Annotated in this window: 14 protein-coding genes and 1 tRNA gene; 12 read left to right on the plus strand and 3 right to left on the minus strand. The window is 59.5% G+C overall.

Annotated features, from left to right (window positions below):
• The first annotated feature begins 2 nt into the window (after positions 1-2).
• The 5 genes from glpE (at position 3) to P7C00_RS29415 (ending at position 6,801) form a co-directional block, all read left to right on the plus strand.
• On the plus strand, positions 3-332 hold the full coding sequence (gene glpE, locus P7C00_RS29395; RefSeq protein WP_102861924.1) for a thiosulfate sulfurtransferase GlpE: 330 nt from the start codon (positions 3-5) through the stop codon (positions 330-332).
• A 299-nt stretch (positions 333-631) separates the two neighbouring features.
• Positions 632-2,554, plus strand: a complete 1,923-nt coding sequence (locus P7C00_RS29400) for a PrkA family serine protein kinase (protein WP_011063831.1) — start codon at positions 632-634, stop codon at positions 2,552-2,554.
• Positions 2,555-2,672: 118 nt separating this feature from the next.
• Positions 2,673-3,947 (plus strand): YeaH/YhbH family protein, encoded by a 1,275-nt coding sequence (locus tag P7C00_RS29405; protein WP_346633093.1) that lies wholly within the window; start codon positions 2,673-2,675, stop codon positions 3,945-3,947.
• On the plus strand, positions 3,944-5,506 hold the full coding sequence (locus P7C00_RS29410; protein ID WP_346633094.1) for a SpoVR family protein: 1,563 nt from the start codon (positions 3,944-3,946) through the stop codon (positions 5,504-5,506). Before P7C00_RS29405 ends, P7C00_RS29410 begins: the two co-directional genes overlap by 4 nt.
• A 65-nt stretch (positions 5,507-5,571) precedes the next feature.
• A complete protein-coding gene (locus tag P7C00_RS29415; RefSeq protein ID WP_346633095.1) occupies positions 5,572-6,801 on the plus strand; it encodes a multifunctional CCA addition/repair protein in 1,230 nt (409 codons plus the stop codon).
• Positions 6,802-6,852: 51 nt separating this feature from the next.
• Here the strand turns inward: P7C00_RS29415 and folK are convergent, their stop codons facing one another.
• Positions 6,853-7,368 carry a 2-amino-4-hydroxy-6-hydroxymethyldihydropteridine diphosphokinase gene (gene folK / locus P7C00_RS29420; protein ID WP_346633096.1) on the minus strand — a complete coding sequence of 172 codons (516 nt, stop codon included), beginning with the start codon at positions 7,366-7,368 and terminating at the stop codon, positions 6,853-6,855.
• Entirely contained in the window at positions 7,359-7,712 is a 354-nt protein-coding gene (gene folB / locus P7C00_RS29425) for a dihydroneopterin aldolase (RefSeq protein WP_123726505.1), read from the minus strand. Before folB ends, folK begins: the two co-directional genes overlap by 10 nt.
• A 74-nt stretch (positions 7,713-7,786) precedes the next feature.
• Between folB and plsY the strand changes: the two genes are divergently transcribed.
• Positions 7,787-8,356, plus strand: coding sequence for a glycerol-3-phosphate 1-O-acyltransferase PlsY (gene plsY, locus P7C00_RS29430; RefSeq protein ID WP_346633097.1), 570 nt, complete (start codon positions 7,787-7,789; stop codon positions 8,354-8,356).
• 47 nt (positions 8,357-8,403) lie between these two features.
• On the opposite strand, the gene tsaD is transcribed toward plsY, so the two are convergent.
• Entirely contained in the window at positions 8,404-9,429 is a 1,026-nt protein-coding gene (gene tsaD / locus P7C00_RS29435) for a tRNA (adenosine(37)-N6)-threonylcarbamoyltransferase complex transferase subunit TsaD (RefSeq protein ID WP_404937787.1), read from the minus strand.
• Positions 9,430-9,629: 200 nt separating this feature from the next.
• On the opposite strand from tsaD, the gene rpsU reads away from it, so the two are divergent.
• From rpsU to P7C00_RS29465, 6 genes are all read left to right on the plus strand, one after another.
• Positions 9,630-9,845 (plus strand): 30S ribosomal protein S21, encoded by a 216-nt coding sequence (gene rpsU / locus P7C00_RS29440; protein WP_002551877.1) that lies wholly within the window; start codon positions 9,630-9,632, stop codon positions 9,843-9,845.
• A gap of 480 nt (positions 9,846-10,325) precedes the next feature.
• Complete coding sequence (gene dnaG / locus P7C00_RS29445) at positions 10,326-12,299, plus strand: DNA primase (protein ID WP_404937788.1); 1,974 nt, start codon at positions 10,326-10,328, stop codon at positions 12,297-12,299.
• A gap of 67 nt (positions 12,300-12,366) precedes the next feature.
• On the plus strand, positions 12,367-14,214 hold the full coding sequence (gene rpoD, locus P7C00_RS29450) for an RNA polymerase sigma factor RpoD (protein WP_123726509.1): 1,848 nt from the start codon (positions 12,367-12,369) through the stop codon (positions 14,212-14,214).
• Between the two features lie 109 nt (positions 14,215-14,323).
• Positions 14,324-18,067: a bifunctional diguanylate cyclase/phosphodiesterase gene (locus P7C00_RS29455; RefSeq protein ID WP_404937789.1), complete on the plus strand. Its 3,744-nt coding sequence runs from the start codon at positions 14,324-14,326 to the stop codon at positions 18,065-18,067.
• Between the two features lie 15 nt (positions 18,068-18,082).
• Positions 18,083-18,159, plus strand: a tRNA-Ile gene (locus P7C00_RS29460).
• A gap of 169 nt (positions 18,160-18,328) precedes the next feature.
• On the plus strand, positions 18,329-19,429 hold the full coding sequence (locus tag P7C00_RS29465) for a pyridoxal phosphate-dependent aminotransferase (RefSeq protein WP_346633101.1): 1,101 nt from the start codon (positions 18,329-18,331) through the stop codon (positions 19,427-19,429).
• Positions 19,430-19,443: the final 14 nt, after the last annotated feature.

The following is a 19,443-nucleotide window of genomic DNA, read 5'->3' on the forward strand; positions in this document are numbered from 1 at the left end:
CCATGAGCGAATTCAAACGCATCCCTCCAGAACAGGCCCAGGCACTGCGCGAACAAGGTGCAGTGGTCGTGGATATCCGCGACCCGCAAACCTATGCACTGAGCCATATCAGCGGCGCGCAACACCTGGATAATCACTCCATTTCCGACTTCATTCGCGGCGCCGATCTCGATGCCCCATTGGTGGTGGTCTGCTATCACGGCAACTCCAGCCAGAGCGCTGCGGCGTATCTGGTGAGCCAGGGCTTTTCCGACGTTTACAGCCTCGATGGCGGCTTCGAACTATGGCGCAGCACCTATCCGACGGAAATCGCCCAAGGCACCGCCGAATAATTTTTTTCAGCGGCTCTAGCCCGCGTACTACGCGGGCTCACGCGCCACCGGACGAACGGTAGTGCGCAACTAATTCCCCATCTCGCCTTGACCTCCCGGATTCCGAACTATCCTTAGCCTCAGGCCATCCAAATCAGGGGAGAGCCGGTACACCGGCGAGCGGGTCATCGGTACTAGCTTTCAAGGTCGATAGCTTTGAAAGTGTTCTGGGGGGTAAACAGCAACTGGAAACTCAGTTGCATGCCAGCACTTGACTGACTGATCCGACGCCGGCTCCACGTATCGAGCGAGGTGACGTCATGAGTATTTTTAGCCACTTCCAACAACGCTTCGAATCCACACGCCAGGAAGAGTTTTCGCTGCAGGAATACCTGGAACTGTGCAAAAAGGACCGAAGCGCCTATGCATCCGCCGCCGAGCGCTTGCTATTGGCCATCGGCGAACCCGAGCTGCTGGACACCTCGACCAACTCGAGGCTGTCGCGAATCTTCTCCAACAAGGTCATCAGGCGGTATCCGGCCTTTGAAGACTTCCATGGCATGGAAGAGTGCATCGACCAGATCGTCTCCTATTTCCGCCATGCCGCTCAGGGCCTGGAAGAGAAGAAACAGATCCTCTATCTCCTGGGACCGGTGGGGGGTGGTAAATCTTCCCTGGCCGAAAAGCTCAAACAACTGATCGAAAAAGTGCCCTTCTACGCCATCAAGGGCTCTCCGGTCTTCGAGTCGCCACTGGGCCTGTTCAACGCCACGGAAGATGGCGCCATTCTCGAAGAAGACTTCGGCATCCCACGGCGCTACCTCAACACCATCATGTCGCCGTGGGCCACCAAGCGCCTGTCGGAATTCGGTGGTGACATCAGCCAGTTCCGGGTAGTGAAACTTTACCCATCGATTCTCAACCAGATCGCCGTGGCCAAGACCGAACCTGGCGATGAGAACAACCAGGACATCTCCGCCCTAGTGGGCAAGGTGGATATCCGTAAACTGGAAGAATTCCCGCAGAACGATGCCGACGCCTACAGCTACTCCGGAGCACTGTGCCGGGCCAACCAGGGCCTGATGGAGTTCGTCGAAATGTTCAAGGCACCGATCAAGGTGCTGCACCCTTTGCTCACCGCCACCCAGGAAGGCAACTACAACAGTACCGAAGGGCTGGGAGCGATTCCCTTCACAGGCATCCTGCTGGCCCACTCCAACGAATCGGAGTGGCACACCTTCCGCAACAACAAGAACAACGAAGCCTTCATTGACCGTATCTACATCGTCAAGGTGCCTTACTGCCTGCGGGTCACTGATGAGGTGAAGATTTACGACAAACTGCTGTTCAACAGTTCCCTGGCCAAGGCCCATTGCGCCCCCGACACCCTGAAGATGCTCGCGCAGTTCACTGTGCTATCGCGCCTCAAGGAGCCGGAAAACTCCAATATCTACTCGAAGATGCGGGTTTATGACGGCGAGAACCTGAAGGACACCGATCCCAAGGCCAAGTCGATCCAGGAATACCGCGACAGTGCCGGCGTCGATGAAGGCATGAATGGCCTGTCGACTCGATTCGCTTTCAAGATTCTGTCAAAAGTCTTCAACTTCGATCCCCATGAAGTGGCGGCTAACCCAGTGCACCTGCTGTATGTGCTGGAACAGCAGATCGAGCAGGAGCAGTTCCAGGCAGAAACCCGCGAGCGCTACCTGCGCTTCCTCAAGGAGTACCTGGCACCGCGCTACATCGAGTTCATCGGCAAGGAGATCCAGACCGCCTACCTCGAGTCCTACAGCGAGTACGGCCAGAACATCTTCGACCGTTATGTTCTCTACGCAGACTTCTGGATTCAGGATCAGGAATACCGCGATCCGGAAACCGGCGAGATCCTCAATCGCGTCGCCCTCAACGAAGAGCTGGAGAAGATCGAAAAACCTGCGGGCATCAGCAACCCGAAAGACTTCCGCAACGAAATCGTCAACTTCGTCCTGCGGGCCCGAGCCAACAACAATGGCAAGAACCCCACTTGGCTCAGCTACGAGAAGCTGCGGGTGGTCATCGAGAAGAAAATGTTCTCCAACACCGAGGATCTGCTGCCGGTCATCAGCTTCAACGCCAAGGCCAGCAAGGAGGATCAGCAGAAACACAACGACTTCGTCACACGAATGGTCGAGCGCGGCTACACCGACAAACAGGTACGGCTGCTGTCCGAATGGTATCTGCGGGTCAGAAAATCGCAGTGAAGCAGCCGCAAGCTTCTAGCCACAAGCTGCAAGCGTGTTGCCGTAGAGCCCTCACAGGCTCTGCTGCGGCGCGGCTTACGGCTTGAGGCTTATGTCTTGAAGCTCCCCGGAGGGGCCCATGAGCTATGTGATCGACCGACGTCTCAATGGCAAGAACAAGAGCACGGTGAACCGCCAGCGGTTTCTGCGGCGCTACCGTGACCACATCAAAAAGGCCGTCGAAGAGGCCGTCAGCCGCCGCTCCATCACCGACATGGAGCATGGCGAACAAATCAGCATTCCCGGACGGGACATCGACGAACCGGTGCTGCACCACGGCCGTGGCGGCAAACAAACCGTGGTCCATCCCGGCAACAAGGAATTCACTGCAGGCGAGCATATTGCCAGGCCTCAAGGCGGCGGTGGAGGCGGAGCTGGCCGCGGCAAGGCGGGCAATTCCGGCGAGGGCATGGATGAGTTCGTCTTCCAGATTACCCAGGAGGAATTCCTCGAATTCATGTTCGAGGACCTGGAGCTGCCCAACCTGGTCAAACGCAACCTGACGGGCACCGATACCTTCAAGACCGTACGAGCGGGGATCAGCAACGAGGGCAACCCGTCGCGGATCAACATCATCCGCACCTTGCGCTCGGCCCACGCCCGCCGCATTGCCCTGTCCGGCAGCAGCCGAGCCAAACTGCGGGAGGCCAAAGAGGAACTGGCACGCCTGAAGCGGGAAGAACCGGATAACTTCGGCGATATCCAGGAACTGGAAGCGGAAATCGAACGCCTGAGCGCTCGAATTCATCGCGTGCCTTTTCTCGACACTTTCGACCTCAAGTACAACCTGTTGGTGAAACAGCCCAACCCCAGCTCCAAGGCGGTGATGTTCTGCCTGATGGACGTCTCCGGCTCCATGACCCAGGCGACCAAGGACATCGCCAAACGCTTCTTCATCCTTTTGTACCTGTTCCTCAAGCGCAACTACGACAAGATAGATGTCGTCTTCATCCGCCACCACACCAGCGCCCGGGAAGTGGATGAGGAAGAGTTCTTCTATTCCCGTGAAACCGGCGGGACCATCGTCTCCAGCGCCTTGAAACTGATGCAGGAGATCATGGCCGAGCGCTATCCGAGCAACGAATGGAACATCTACGCCGCACAAGCCTCCGACGGCGACAACTGGAACGATGACTCCCCCATCTGCCGCGATATCCTGATCAACCAGATCATGCCTTTCGTGCAGTACTACACCTACGTGGAAATCACTCCACGGGAGCACCAGGCCCTGTGGTTCGAGTATGAACGTATCGCCGAGGCCTTCTCCGACACCTTCGCCCAGCAACAACTGGTTTCGGCCGGAGATATCTATCCGGTCTTCCGTGAACTCTTCCAGCGCAGGTTAGTGACATGACCGCCAGAGAGCAGAAGCGCCAACCCATCTCCACGGGCTCGGAATGGACCTTCGAGCTGATCCAGGCCTACGACCGCGAAATCAGCCGTATTGCCGCTCGCTATGCCCTGGATACCTATCCCAACCAGATCGAAGTGATCACCGCCGAGCAGATGATGGATGCCTATGCCTCGGTGGGCATGCCTTTGGGTTATCACCATTGGTCCTACGGCAAACACTTTCTCAGCACCGAAAAATCCTACAGCCGCGGTCAGATGGGGCTGGCCTACGAAATCGTGATCAACTCAGACCCTTGCATCGCCTATCTGATGGAGGAGAACACCATCTGCATGCAGGCGCTGGTGGTGGCCCATGCCTGCTACGGCCACAACAGCTTCTTCAAGGGCAACTACCTGTTTCGCACCTGGACCGATGCCAGCTCGATCATCGATTATCTGGTGTTCGCCAAGCAGTACATCATGCAATGCGAGGAACGCCATGGCATCGATGCCGTGGAAGATCTGCTGGACTCCTGCCATGCACTGATGAACTACGGCGTCGACCGCTACAAACGACCTTACCCGATCTCCGCGGAAGAAGAACGGCGTCGGCAGAAGGACCGGGAGGAGCACCTGCAGAAACAGATCAACGACCTGTGGCGTACGATTCCCAAAGGCGCGGACAAGTACAGCGACAAGGACAACGCGCGGTTCCCCGCCGAGCCTCAGGAAAACATCCTGTACTTCATCGAAAAACATGCACCATTGCTGGAGCCCTGGCAGCGGGAAATCGTGCGCATCGTGCGCAAGATCGCCCAGTACTTCTACCCGCAGCGCCAAACCCAGGTGATGAACGAAGGTTGGGCCACTTTCTGGCACTACACGCTGATGAACGACCTGTATGACGAGGGGCTGGTCACCGATGGCTTCATGATGGAGTTCCTCACCTCCCACACCAGCGTGGTGTACCAGCCGGGATTCGACAGCCCCTATTACAACGGCATCAACCCCTACGCTCTGGGTTTTGCCATGTATCGGGACATCCGGCGCATATGCGAAGCCCCTACCGAAGAAGATCGTCGCTGGTTCCCGGAACTGGCCGGCACCGATTGGCTGTCGAGCATCAAGTTCGCCATGAGCAGCTTCAAGGATGAGAGCTTCATCCTGCAGTATCTGTCGCCCAAGGTGATCCGCGACCTCAAGCTGTTCAGCATCATGGATGACGACCAGAAGGATGACCTGCTGGTACCGGCAATCCATGACGAAAGCGGCTATCGGATCATCAGGGAAACTCTGGCCGCGCAATACAATCTGGGCAACCGTGAACCCAATGTGCAGATCTGGAGCATCGATCGTCGTGGCGATCGCTCGCTGACCCTGCGCCACCAGCAACACGATCGCAAACCCCTGGGGGACTCCACCGAGGAGGTGCTCAAGCACCTGCACCGCCTCTGGGGCTTCGATATTCACCTGGAAACCCTGCAGGGCGATCAGGTGATGAAAACCCATCACGTACCGCCGAAAAGCGATCACAACGAAAACGACTACGGGCGATTGGACCTGGCAGTCATCCACCTCTGAGCCCAACAACAGGCCTCCGTTAGCACAGCACAAGGGTTATCCTGTCGCGCTAACGGAGGTTTTTTATGCGGATTTATAAAGTCGGCGGCGCTGTACGCGATCGCCTGCTGGGTAGACCAGTCACCGACGTCGACTGGGTCGTGGTGGGCGCCAGCGCGCAAGACATGATCGCCAAGGGCTTTCGCCCGGTGGGCGCCGATTTCCCGGTGTTTCTGCACCCCAAGAGCGGCGAGGAATATGCCCTCGCTCGAACCGAGCGCAAGAGCGGACGGGGTTACGGCGGCTTCACTTTCCACGCCAGCCCGGAAGTCACCCTGGAAGAGGATCTGATTCGCCGCGACCTCACGATCAACGCCATGGCCGAGGATGATCAAGGTGTGGTAACTGATCCCTACAACGGCAAAAAAGATCTTGAAAACCGGCTATTACGCCATGTTTCACCGGCATTCGCCGAAGATCCTCTTCGAGTGCTGCGGGTGGCACGCTTTGCCGCGCGCTACGCCGACCTGGGCTTCAGTGTGGCCACAGAGACGCTTGAACTGATGCGTCAACTCAGCGAGTCAGGCGAGCTTCAGGCCCTGACAGCCGAGCGCAGCTGGAAGGAGATGTCTCGAGCCCTGATGGAAGATCAGCCCCAGGTCTTTATCCAGGTATTGCGTGACTGCGGCGCCCTGGCCGTATTGATACCTGAGGTCGATGCTCTGTTCGGCGTTCCCCAGCCACCGACCCACCACCCTGAAATAGACACCGGCCTGCACACCCTCAGCGTGTTGCAGCAAGCGGCGCTGCACCAGCACCCCCTCTCGGTACGCTGGGCCTGCCTGCTCCACGACCTGGGCAAAGGCGTGACGCCCGAGGAAGAGTGGCCACGGCACATCGGCCACGAACACAAGGGGCTGGACTTGATCAAGGCCGTCAATGAGCGATTCAAGGCACCACGGGAATGCCAGGAGCTGGCGCTGTTGGTGGGCCAATATCACACCCACGCCCACAAGGCGCAGGAACTGAAGGCTTCGACACTGCTTGAGCTACTGCAAAGCTTCGACGTGTTCCGTCGTCCGCAGCGCTTTGAGGAGTTCATTGGCGCTTGCGAAATGGACGCCCGTGGCCGCCTGGGACTGGAGTCACGACCTTACCCCCAAGCAGATTACCTACGCGGTGCCGCCAATGCTGCGCGCTCAGTTGCGGTTCAACCTTTGCTGGAGCAGGGTTTCAAAGGCCCGCAACTGGGCGAGGCGCTGAGGCTGGAGCGACTGAAGGCAATCAAGGCCTACAAGGAACAGCACGCCTATTGAGAAGCCGCGGACGAGGCTCCAGCCTTGTCCGCACCAGGAGAGCTCGAGGAACTACAGGCCCGGAGGCGTCAGTTGCCTACCCTGCCATTCGAAGGCCACAGGCGCCAGAACCTGATCAATCTGTGCTTCATCCCAAAGTGCCCCCAGACTCTTGCCGGCCAATGGGTGTAGCCGCTCCGGCGCCATCAGCGACAACGGCCAAAGCACAAAGGCATTCTTCAGAATCTCCGCACGGGGCAGGATCAGGCCATCGAAATTGCCAGTCAGATCACCGTACAACAACACATCGATGTCCAGCGGCAAACCTTTGCGGTCCGGGGCATAACGACCGTTGTCCGCCTCGATGAACTTCAAGCGTCGGTCCAGCTCGGTCAACGGCAAGTCGGTATAACCCGACACCACCAGATTGAAGAACGGACCGCTCTTGATTCCCACCGGCTGGCTTTCAAACACCGCCGAGCAACGCATGTCCACCAGGAAACCGGCCAAGGCATCGAGCCCGGCCCGCAGATGAACTTCACGCTCGATGTTGCTACCGAGCCCCAGAAACACCTGAGTCAGCGACATCCGCGCTCGATCTCCACACCCACACCCGTGGCAGCCGGAACAGCGCCTGGCTTGGTCAGCTTCAAATGCAGCCAAGGAATGTGAAACTCGCTCATCAACACTTCGGCAAGACGCTCGGCAAAGGTTTCCACCAACTGGTACTGGGCCTGCTCGGCAAACGCCTGGATCCGCGCGGAGACGCTGGCATAATCCAACGCCAGTGTCAGATCGTCCCCTGCGGCAGCCGGGCGATTATCCCAAGCAAAGCTCAGATCAAGACGCAGACACTGTCGGATGCCACGCTCCCAGTCGTAGGCTCCAATTACGGTGTCCACTTCCAGTCCTTCGATAAACACTCTGTCCAAGCACTCTTCTCCGCAGCACGACAAGGGCGCAATGCGCCGTTAGAATCAGGGCGTCCTCGCCCGGAATAGTTAGCATGTTTTGGTTACTGGCGATTCTCGCCTACCTGCTTGGCTCTCTGTCCTTTGCCATTTTGCTCAGCCGCCTCACGGGTAATCCCGACCCGCGAATGAGTGGGTCGGGCAATGCCGGCGCCACCAACATGCTGCGCCTGGCCGGTAAGAAACTCGCTGTCCTGACCCTGCTGGGGGATCTGTGCAAAGGCCTGGTGCCCGTGCTGATCGCCCACCTTGCGGGGCTTTCGTTGCAGCAACAGGCGTGGATCGGACTCTACGCCGTACTCGGCCACCTGTTCCCACTCTACTTCCGCTTTCGCGGCGGCAAAGGCGTCGCCACTGCTGCCGGCATGCTGCTGGGGCTCTACCCGCCGGCGGCGCTCCTGGCTATCGCCGCCTGGGCGCTGACCTTCTATCTCACCCGCACCAGCTCACTGGCTGCCTTGATCGCCACACCCCTGACTTTGCCGCTACTGGCCTGGCAGGAGCCTGAGGCGCTACTGCCGATGAGCGTGCTCACGCTGCTGATCGTCTGGCGCCATCGCGGCAATTTACGCGACCTGTTTGCCGGGCGCGAACGGCATTTTTGAATCCGGCAGATGAAAAGACTTCAGTTTGAGGCGCTAGCGCGCCTCTCTCAGAGGGCTGACAACTGCTCCATCGGCCAGCGCGCCTGCACAGTGATCGCCAGGCTTTCCTGCTGTCCGGCCTGCAAACGCTGACAGCCGGCATAGGCGATCATCGCGCCGTTGTCAGTGCAGAACTCGGGGCGAGCGTAGAACACATTGCCGTTCATCTCGGCGAGCATTTTTTCCAAAGAGGCGCGCAGGGCCTTGTTGGCACTCACGCCCCCGGCAATGACCACACGCTTGAGGCCAGTCTGCTTCAAGGCGCGCTTGCACTTGATGGTCAAAGTTTCTACCACCGCCTGCTGGAACGCGAGAGAGATGTCGCAACGGGTTTGCTCGCCGTCGTCTCCAGCACTGACGCACTGCTGCCAGGTGTTCAGGGCGAAGGTCTTCAAGCCGCTGAAGCTGAAGTCCAGCCCCGGACGATCAGTCATTGGCCGCGGGAAGACAAAGCGCCCGGGGACGCCCTGGGTTGCCAGGCGGGCGATCTCGGGACCACCGGGATAATTCAGGCCAATCATTTTCGCGGTCTTGTCGAATGCTTCGCCTGCCGCATCGTCCAGGGTCTCGCCCAACAGCTGGTATTGGCCGATGCCATCCACCCGGACCAACTGGGTATGACCGCCCGACACCAACAAAGCGACGAACGGAAATTCCGGTGGCTGCTCTTCCAGCATCGGCGCCAGCAGGTGACCTTCCATGTGATGCACGCCCAGGGCTGGAATACCCCAGGCAAAGGCCAGTGCCTGGGCACAGGACGCCCCCACCAGCAGGGCGCCCACCAGGCCGGGACCCGCAGTGTAGGCAATGGCATCAATCTCGGTGGTGACACAGTCGGCTTGCGCCAGAACCTGACGGATCAGGGGCAGCATGCGCTTGACGTGGTCACGGGAAGCCAGCTCCGGCACCACGCCACCGTAGACACGATGCAGGTCGATCTGGCTGAACAGCGCGTCGGCCAGCAGGCCACGCTCACTGTCGTAAAGCGCGACGCCGGTTTCGTCGCAGGAAGTTTCTAATCCCAGTACTAGCATGGGTTTGCGCCTTGTAGAGGCTGAATTCGAAGGCGCGCATAATAGTCGCCACTCCCGCGCCCGACCAGCGGTTTTCGATCAGAGGCTTTGCATTCCGAGCGTTGAGGGGTTAACATCCGCAACCCTTAAAAACCGACGACCTCAGCCGCGATTTTTGCGACGAGAACGTTGACCCCGGTAATGAATGAAGGTAGCTCTGGATGCCAGCCGTCAAAGTTAAAGAGAACGAACCCTTCGACGTAGCTCTGCGTCGTTTCAAGCGCTCCTGCGAAAAAGCCGGTGTTCTGGCTGAAGTTCGTAGCCGCGAATTTTACGAGAAGCCGACTTCCGAGCGTAAGCGCAAAGCAGCTGCTGCTGTTAAGCGTCACGCTAAGAAAGTTCAGCGCGAACAGCGCCGCGCCGTACGTCTGTACTAATACACAGACGTTCGCTGCAAGCTTCTGCCAAGCCCGGCCCTCAGCCGGGCTAATGGCATTTGCGGAATACGCTTGATGCTTCACCGTCGAAGCCGCCCATGCGACCCAGACAAATCTGCTTCACCACGTCAGACCTGGCTTCTTGCCAGCGGTGCACGTCTTTTCTGACGAGCCTTCCAAGGCTACTGACGAGCACACCCTTACTGATTCCTACAGACGATCAGCCCAAGGCGCCCTTCTGCAGCGCCCGCTAAATGAGCTATCCGAGGCCCTCCAACAGCCACTGTCGGACTCAGCGCACCACCTCAAATAGTCGAATACTGATTGAAATTAACGTCAGTGGACGTTCGGCAGATACACTTCCCGACTGCGATCACACCGAAAACCAGGTCGAGCCGCGCACTCTTCACGCCTCACCTCACCTGATCTTTCGACAGCGTCGCCAGGGCTATTTTTCCCCGCAGTGATGACGAGAACGCAATGGCCGGGCTTATTCCCCAGAGCTTTATTGACGACCTTCTGAACCGCACCGACATCGTCGATGTAGTCAGCTCGCGCCTGCAGATCAAGAAAGCCGGCAAGAACTACACCGCCTGCTGCCCATTCCACAAGGAAAAGACGCCCTCCTTCAGCGTCAGTCCCGACAAGCAGTTCTATTACTGCTTCGGCTGCGGCGCAGGCGGCAATGCCCTCGGCTTCATCATGGACCACGACAACCTGGACTTTCCCCAGGCCGTCGAGGAACTGGCGAAAGCTGCAGGCATGGAGATCCCCAGCGAGGAAAGCAATCGCGGCCAGCGCAAACCCCGGCAGCCCACCGACTCACCGCTCTACCCACTGCTCACTGCCGCTGCCGACTACTATCGCCAGGCACTGAAAAGTCACCCGGCACGCAAGGCGGCAGTCGACTATCTCAAGGGGCGCGGCCTCACCGGCGAAATTGCCCGGGACTTCGGCCTGGGTTTTGCGCCGCCCGGCTGGGACAACCTGTTCAAGCACCTGAGCAGTGACACTTTGCAGCAGAAGGCCATGATCGATGCCGGACTGCTGATCGAGAACGCCGAGACCGGCAAGCGCTATGACCGCTTTCGCGATCGCGTGATGTTCCCGATCCGCGATACCCGCGGCCGGATCATTGCCTTCGGTGGCCGGGTTCTGGGGGACGACAAACCCAAATACCTGAACTCTCCGGAAACCCCGGTATTCCATAAGGGCCAAGAGCTTTACGGCCTGTTCGAGGCCCGCAAGAACAATCGCAACCTCGACGAGATCATCGTCGTCGAAGGCTATATGGACGTCATCGCCCTGGCCCAGCAAGGCCTGCGCAATGCCGTCGCGACCCTCGGCACCGCCACCAGTGAGGAACACCTCAAGCGCCTGTTCCGCATTGTGCCCAACGTATTATTCTGTTTTGACGGCGACCAAGCCGGACGCAAGGCTGCCTGGCGCGCCCTTGAGGCCACCCTGCCCTGCCTGCAGGACGGACGCCGCGCACGCTTCCTGTTTCTCCCTGAAGGGGAGGACCCGGACACCCTGGTCCGCTCCGAAGGCACAGACGCCTTCCGCGCCCGAATCAACCAGCACGCCCAACCGTTGGCGGACTACTTCTTTCAACAACTGATCGACGAAGCCGACCCCCGCTCGCTGGAAGGCAAGGCTCACCTGGCGACCCTGGCAGCACCGCTGATCGAGAAAATCCCAGGGGCCAACCTGCGCACCCTGATGCGCCAGCGCCTGACTGAAATCACCGGCCTGACCAATGAAACGGTGAATCAGCTAGCTCACAGCGCCCCACCGGAAGCCCCCCCGATCTATGACGCCGGCATCGACTACGATGCCATGCCGGATTATGCCGACTACCATGAGCCCCATCAGGAAGCGTACGCCCCTCAACAAGAGTGGACGCCGAAGAAAAGCGGCGGCGGCAAGAAATGGGAAAACAAGCCCTGGGACAAGAACGGCAAAGGCAAGCGCCAGGGCGATCGGGACCAGCCTCGCGGCCCTCGCGTCCCGGCGGCGGTGGAGCCTCCTACGCTGGCAGCCTTGCGCACCCTGCTGCATCACCCGCAACTGGCAGAAAAAGTTGAAGACGCCGGGCACTTTGCCGATGACGACAACACCAACACTCAGTTGCTGGTGGCCCTGATCGAAGCCGTACAGAAAAATCCTAAGCTACGCTCTATTCATCAACTGATGGCGCGCTGGCACGGCACTCAACAGGGGCACCTGCTTACCGCACTGGCAGAAAAAGAGTGGCTGATCGACGGAGATAACCTTGAACAACAGTTTTTCGACACCATTAATAGCTTGTCCGCTCGCCAACGCGAGCGTGTTTTAGAACAACTTCTCAGGAAATCGCGTCAAAGCGAGCTCAGCAGCGAAGAGAAAATACAGCTGGTTGAGCTTCTAAAACGCAATGTTCCCGCATCAAACCCGACCTCAACTGGCGCGTGAGGTCATAGCTCGGGTATAATCCTCGGCTTGTTTTTTGCCCGCCAAGACCTTCAGTGGATAGGGTGTTATGTCCGGAAAAGCGCAACAGCAGTCTCGCCTCAAAGAGTTGATCAGCCGTGGACGTGAGCAGGGTTACCTGACTTACGCGGAGGTCAACGACCACCTGCCGGAGGATATTTCAGATCCGGAACAGGTGGAAGACATCATCCGCATGATCAACGACATGGGGATCAACGTATTCGAGAGTGCTCCGGATGCGGATGCCCTTTTGTTGGCCGAAGCCGACACCGACGAAGCAGCAGCTGAAGAAGCCGCCGCAGCGTTGGCGGCTGTGGAAACCGACATTGGTCGCACTACCGACCCAGTGCGCATGTACATGCGCGAAATGGGTACGGTAGAGCTGCTCACACGTGAAGGCGAAATCGAAATCGCCAAGCGTATCGAAGAGGGCATTCGTGAAGTGATGGGCGCAATCGCGCACTTCCCTGGCACGGTTGATCACATCCTCTCCGAATACACTCGCGTCACCACCGAAGGTGGCCGCCTGTCTGACGTTCTCAGCGGGTACATCGACCCGGACGACGGCATTACGCCGCCTGCCGCCGAAGTACCGCCTCCTGTCGACACCAAAACCGCGAAAGCGGATGACGACAGCGATGACGAAGAAGCTGAAGCGACCGAAGACGAAGAAGAAGCCGAAAGCGGTCCGGATCCGGTCGTCGCTGCACAGCGCTTTGGCGCCGTCTCCGACCAGATGGAAATCACCCGCAAGGCGCTGAAGAAGCACGGCCGCGAGAACAAGCAAGCCATCGCCGAGATGTTGGCCCTGGCCGAACTGTTCATGCCGATCAAACTGGTTCCGAAGCAATTCGAAGGCCTGGTTGAACGTGTACGCAGCGCCCTGGATCGTCTGCGTCAGCAAGAGCGCGCCATCATGCAGCTCTGTGTGCGTGATGCCCGCATGCCGCGTGCCGACTTCCTGCGCCAGTTCCCGGGCAACGAAGTAGATGAAAGCTGGACCGACGCCCTGGCCAAAGGCAAGAGCAAGTACGCCGAAGCCATTGCCCGTCTACAGCCGGATATCATCCGTTGCCAGCAGAAGCTGACCGCTCTTGAAGTCGAAACCGGCTTGAAGATTGCCGAGATCAAGGACATCAACCGTCGCATGTCGATCGGTGAGGCCAAGGCCCGCCGCGCGAAGAAAGAGATGGTTGAAGCCAACTTGCGCCTGGTGATCTCCATCGCCAAGAAGTACACCAACCGTGGCCTGCAGTTCCTCGATCTGATCCAGGAAGGCAACATTGGCTTGATGAAAGCGGTGGACAAGTTCGAATACCGTCGCGGCTACAAGTTCTCGACCTATGCCACCTGGTGGATCCGTCAGGCGATCACTCGCTCGATCGCCGACCAGGCCCGCACCATCCGTATTCCGGTGCACATGATCGAGACGATCAACAAGCTCAACCGTATTTCCCGGCAGATGCTGCAGGAAATGGGTCGTGAACCGACTCCGGAAGAGCTGGGCGAACGCATGGAAATGCCTGAGGACAAGATCCGCAAGGTATTGAAGATCGCTAAAGAGCCGATCTCCATGGAAACCCCGATCGGTGATGACGAAGACTCCCATCTGGGCGACTTCATCGAAGACTCGACCATGCAGTCGCCAATCGATGTAGCCACCGTTGAGAGCCTGAAAGAAGCGACTCGCGAAGTACTCTCCGGCCTCACTGCCCGTGAAGCCAAGGTTCTGCGCATGCGCTTCGGCATCGACATGAATACCGACCACACCCTTGAGGAGGTTGGTAAGCAGTTCGACGTGACCCGTGAACGGATTCGTCAGATCGAAGCCAAGGCGCTGCGCAAGCTGCGCCACCCGACGCGAAGCGAGCATCTGCGCTCCTTCCTCGACGAGTAAGCCCAAAACCCCCAGCCCTGCTGGGGGTTTTGCTTTTTGCAGATCCCCCCTCTCCCGCCCCATAGCCCGTCTACACTCGAAACATTCCCCGTGCCATAACGAGACGGTTATGCCCAGACTGTCGGCCATGCTCCTGCTGGCACTGCTTACTTGGACCGCAACGGCTGGCGCGTTGACTCTCACCGATGAAGAACGTGGCTGGCTCAAGACCCACCCGCAACTGCGCCTGGGTGTGGATGCGTCCTGGCCGCCCTTTGAGTATCGAGACGAGGAAGGCCGTTACCAGGGCTTGGCAGCGGACTACATCCACCTGATCCAGGAACGCCTGTCAGTCACCCTGACGCCCGTCGAACCGGCCAGTTGGACCGCCGTGCTCGAAGATGCCAAGCAAGGCAAGCTGGACCTGCTGCCCGGCATCATGTCGACCCCGGAACGCCAGAGTTACATGGCTTTCACCCGCCCCTATCTCGACTTTCCCATCGTCATCCTCGCCCATGCAGGTGGCGCACAACCCCGCAACCTCAAGGACCTCTACGGTCTCAAGGTGGCGGTGGTGGAGAACTACGCTCCCCACGAGTTACTGCGCACCCACCACCCAGACCTGAACCTGGTGGCCCTGCCCAACATCAGCTCAGCCCTGCAAGCGCTGGCCACCGACGAGGTGGACGCCGTGGTGGGCGATCTGGCCTCCAGTGTCTGGAGCCTGCGCCAGCTCAAGCTTGAGGGCCTCTACGTCAGCGGCGAAACCCCATATCGCTACCAGTTGGCCATGGGCGTCCCACGGGACAGCAAGATCCTGGTGGGCATACTCGACAAGGTCCTGGCGGACCTCAGCCCCGAGGAAATCAGCGCGATTCAACAGCATTGGGTCGGCAGCGTCCTCGACCATCGGACGTTCTGGTCGGATGTCCTGATCTACGGCCTACCCGGCCTCCTGCTATTGGTCACAGTGCTGGCGGTGGTGATCCGCATCAATCGGCGCCTGAGCTCGGAGATCTCCCGCAGAGTGGCGCTGGAACAAGAGTTGCGCAGCAGTGAATACCATTACCGCAGCCTGGTGGAGAGCCTCTCGGCCATCGCCTGGGAGGCGCGTGTCAGCGACTTCACCTACAGCTATGTCTCCCCCCATGCCGAGGCCCTGCTGGGCTACCCCCTGGCCCACTGGCTGATTCCGGGGTTCTGGCGCAACATCATCCACCCCGCCGACCTGACTCGCGCCCAGGCCTTCTGCGACCACGAAGTACAGGCCGGACGCGACCACAGCCTCGACTATCGAGTGATCGCCGCCGACGGCCGATGCCTCTGGGTACGCGATATCGTCAGCCTGATCGAACACGGCCACGAACCGGTGATGCGCGGCCTGATGATCGATATCAGCGAGACAAAACACACTGAAGAAGCCCTGCGCCTTTCCGAGCAGAAGTTCGCCTCGGTGTTCCAGCAGTGCCCGGACATTCTGGTCATAGCGCGCCTGTCCGACGGCTGCCTGCTGGAGGTCAACAAGGCCTTCGAGGAGCAGATCGGCCTGAGCGCCGAAACCGTGGTGGGCCAGACCGCCACCGAGCTGAATATCTGGGGCATCCCGGGCGTCGGCCCGAGCCTCTTGCAACGCTTGCAGGCCGGCAGCATCCGCAACCTGGAAATGCCATTCCGCCGTCACAATGGCCAGCTCTTCACCGGCCTGATCTCCGCCGAACCCTTCGACCTCGACACCACCCCGGCGCTGGTGGTGGTGGTCCGAGACATCAGCCAGCTCAAGGAAACCCAGCAACAGTTGCAGACCTCCGAGGAGAAGTTCGCCAAAGCCTTCCATGCCTCGCCAGATGGGCTACTGCTGACACGACAGCGGGACGGACTGCTGATCGAGGTCAACGAGGGCTTCAGCCGAATCACCGGCTTCAACAGTGCCATGTCCCTGGATCGTTCGACTCTGGACCTGGGGATCTGGGTCAACCTCAACGAACGCAAGCAGATGCTCGACCTGTTGCAGCGGGACGGTTTTGTCCGTGATTTCAGCTGCCATATCCGACGCAACGATGGCCAGATCCGTCTCTGTGAACTGTCGAGCCGACCGCTGCCCATTGGCGACGACGACTGCATGCTGACCATTGCCCGGGACATCACCGACCGCCAGTTGATGCAGGAAAAACTGCAGCAGGCCGCCACGGTGTTTGAGAGCACCGCCGAAGGCGTAATGATCACCGATACCCAGCAGCGCATCAGCGCCGTCAATCGAGCCTTCAGCGAGATCACCGGTTACAGCGAAAGTGAAACTTTGGGGCATACACCGCGCCTGTTGGCCTCTGGCCTGCATGACAGCGCCTTCTATGCGGCGATGTGGCACCAACTGACCCTGGAAGGCCACTGGCAGGGCGAGATTTCCAACCGTCGCAAGAACGGCGAGCTCTACCCCAACTGGCTGACGATCAACGCAGTGCGCAACAAGGATCGGCAGATCACCCATTTCGTTGCGGTATTCGCCGACATATCCAGCCTCAAGCATGCCCAGGCACGCCTCGACTACCAGGCCCACCACGACCCTCTCACCGGACTGCCGAACCGCACCCTGTTCGAAAGCCGCTTACTGACCGCGCTCAACAGCCAAGAGGAAAACGGCAGCCAGGGCGCCGTGCTGTTTCTCGACCTGGACCGCTTCAAGCACATCAACGACAGCCTTGGCCACCCGGTGGGCGACCTGCTGCTCAAAGGCATCGCGGTGCGTCTCAAGGAGCAGTTGCGAGACATCGATACTGTCGCCCGCCTGGGCGGGGACGAGTTCATCATCTTGCTCCCGGGCCTGCATCAGGCCAGCGACGCCGACCATATCGCCACCAAGCTGCTGAACTGCTTCACCGCCCCCTTCCAGGCCGGCGAGCACGAGTTCTTCATCAGCGCCAGCATCGGCACCAGCCTGTACCCCAAGGACGGCTGCGACGTTGCCACGCTGATCAAGAACGCCGACGCCGCCATGTATCGCTCCAAGGCCAAGGGGCGCAACCGGGTCGAGCGCTACACCCGCGACCTGACCGCCCAGGCCAGCGAACGTGTCGCCCTGGAGCACGAACTGCGACGAGCCATCGAACGCGGGGAGCTGTCTCTTTATTTCCAGCCCAAGATCAGCCTCAGCAACCACGAACTGGTGGGGGCCGAAGCCCTGATTCGCTGGCACCACCCCAACTTCGGCGACGTTCCCCCCGAGCACTTCATTCCGCTGGCGGAAGAGAACGGCATGATCCTGCTGATCGGGGACTGGGTACTGGAACGGGCCTGCCAGCAACTCCATACCTGGGGTCAGCGCTACGAAAATTTCGGGCCACTGTCAGTGAACCTCGCAGGGGCCCAGTTGCGCCAACCCAACCTGCTGGGCCGCATCGAACAACTGCTGCGCGACTATGACCTGCAGCCTGGGTTGCTGCAGTTGGAAATCACCGAGAACTTCATCATGAGCCAGGCCGAAGAAGCCCTGGAGGTGCTGCATCAGCTCAAACGCCTGGGGATGCAACTGGCCATCGACGACTTCGGTACCGGCTACTCGTCCTTGAGCTATCTCAAGCGCCTGCCTCTGGATTTTCTCAAGATCGACCAGTCATTCGTCCGCGGCTTGCCGGACGACCCTCACGATGTGGCGATAGTTCGCGCGATCATCGCCCTGGGGCGCAGCATGCAATTCACGGTCATTGCCGAAGGTGTTGAAAACCAGGCCCAGCAGACCTTCCTCACTCTCGAAGGCTGCGAGCAGATCCAGGGCTACATCGTCAGCCTGCCCCTGGAAGCCGAGGAGTTCTGCGCAACCTTCCTGCAGATCCGGGTTTCCGACTTTTCGGATAGCACAGCTGAGAAACCATCGTTATAATCCGCCGCCTACTGAGGGCCTATAGCTCAGTTGGTTAGAGCAGAGGACTCATAATCCTTTGGTCCACGGTTCAAGTCCGTGTGGGCCCACCAAACCAGAAAGCCGCGCAATGCGCGGCTTTTTTGTGCCTGACGATCGGCGTCAATCAACACCTGCTACTAAACCGCCACCGTAAATCCCGCTCACCACTCACCGTCATAACCCTGTCCAACCGGACAAAAGACGCCTGGGCGTCTTTCTCGATAAGAAAAGGATTTATCGATGGTTGAGATCACGCGCCGATCATTGGTGGGGCTCGCGACAGCCCTGCCGCTGCTTTCATTGCCTGGCTGGAGTCAGGCGGCCGAACCCGCTCCACCGCCTATCCCCTCTCCCTCCGACGATGTTTTGATCAACTTCAACGAAAGCCCCTGGGGCCCTTCTCCCGCCGCCCGCCAGGCCATGCAACAGGGCATCGCCCTCAGCGGTCGCTATCCCTACAAGATCCAGTACCGGCTCAACGCGCTCTTCGCCCGGCAACAAGGCATTGCAGAGGATCATGTCCAGAGTTTCTGTGGTTCCAAGAGCGCGTTGCAGCATGCGGTCATGGCCTTCACCCAGAGCGGCAGTCTGGTGATGGCCAGTCCCTCATACGAGGCCCCCAGGGAAGCTGCCGAAAGCCGTCAGGTCATGGTGCACGAAGTCCCTCTCGGGGCCGATCACCGCCACGACCTGCCGGCGATGCTCGCCATCGACCGCAGCCCCGGACTGATCTATCTGTGCAACCCCAACAACCCCACTGGCACCCTGACGCCACGGCAAGACATCGAACAGGCCCTGGCCCGCAAAGCCAAAGGCACAGTGCTGGTGATCGACGAAGCCTATATCGATTTTTCCGACGCCAGCACCTGCATTCCCCTGGTCAAGGAGCACCCGGAACTGCTGGTACTGCGGACGTTTTCCAAGATCTACGGCATGGCCGGGGCGCGACTGGGTTTCGCCGTCGGCCAGCCAGCACTGCTGGAACGCCTGGAAATCTTTGGCGGCTACAACGTCCCGGCCGCTTCGACCTTGCTCGGCGGCATCGCCAGCCTGGAGGAGCCAGGGCTACTGGCCGAACGCAAGCGACTCAACAACCAGTTGCGTGACCAGACCATCGCCTGGCTGAAAAACCGCGGGTTCCGTTGCACCGCCTCACAGGCCAACTGCTTCATGATCGATGTCAGGCGGCCGGCCCAGGAACTCGTCGATGCCCTGGCCGCGCAGCACGTGAAGATTGGTCGGGTCTGGGACAACTGGCCGAACTGGGCCCGGGTCAGTGTCGGTTCGGAACAGGACATGCAGCGTTTCCGTACAGCCTTCGCCAAGGTCACCCTAAGCTGACGCGTCTTGTCTTC

It is taken from the genome of Pseudomonas sp. JDS08PS003 (assembly GCF_045013505.1).
GTDB classification, from domain to species: domain Bacteria; phylum Pseudomonadota; class Gammaproteobacteria; order Pseudomonadales; family Pseudomonadaceae; genus Aquipseudomonas; species Aquipseudomonas protegens_B.

Bases quoted from the DNA above. Each gene is read 5' to 3' on its own strand.
- P7C00_RS29405 (WP_346633093.1), top strand. From the start codon at position 2,673: ATGAGCTATGTGATCGACCGACGTCTCAATGGCAAGAACAAGAGCACG.
- folK (WP_346633096.1), bottom strand. From the start codon at position 7,368: ATGTCGCTGACTCAGGTGTTTCTGGGGCTCGGTAGCAACATCGAGCGT.
- P7C00_RS29465 (WP_346633101.1), top strand. From the start codon at position 18,329: ATGGTTGAGATCACGCGCCGATCATTGGTGGGGCTCGCGACAGCCCTG.
- P7C00_RS29410 (WP_346633094.1), top strand. From the start codon at position 3,944: ATGACCGCCAGAGAGCAGAAGCGCCAACCCATCTCCACGGGCTCGGAA.
- P7C00_RS29415 (WP_346633095.1), top strand. From the start codon at position 5,572: ATGCGGATTTATAAAGTCGGCGGCGCTGTACGCGATCGCCTGCTGGGT.
- P7C00_RS29455 (WP_404937789.1), top strand. From the start codon at position 14,324: ATGCCCAGACTGTCGGCCATGCTCCTGCTGGCACTGCTTACTTGGACC.
- rpsU (WP_002551877.1), top strand. From the start codon at position 9,630: ATGCCAGCCGTCAAAGTTAAAGAGAACGAACCCTTCGACGTAGCTCTG.
- rpoD (WP_123726509.1), top strand. From the start codon at position 12,367: ATGTCCGGAAAAGCGCAACAGCAGTCTCGCCTCAAAGAGTTGATCAGC.
- plsY (WP_346633097.1), top strand. From the start codon at position 7,787: ATGTTTTGGTTACTGGCGATTCTCGCCTACCTGCTTGGCTCTCTGTCC.
- glpE (WP_102861924.1), top strand. From the start codon at position 3: ATGAGCGAATTCAAACGCATCCCTCCAGAACAGGCCCAGGCACTGCGC.
- tsaD (WP_404937787.1), bottom strand. From the start codon at position 9,429: ATGCTAGTACTGGGATTAGAAACTTCCTGCGACGAAACCGGCGTCGCG.
- P7C00_RS29400 (WP_011063831.1), top strand. From the start codon at position 632: ATGAGTATTTTTAGCCACTTCCAACAACGCTTCGAATCCACACGCCAG.
- dnaG (WP_404937788.1), top strand. From the start codon at position 10,326: ATGGCCGGGCTTATTCCCCAGAGCTTTATTGACGACCTTCTGAACCGC.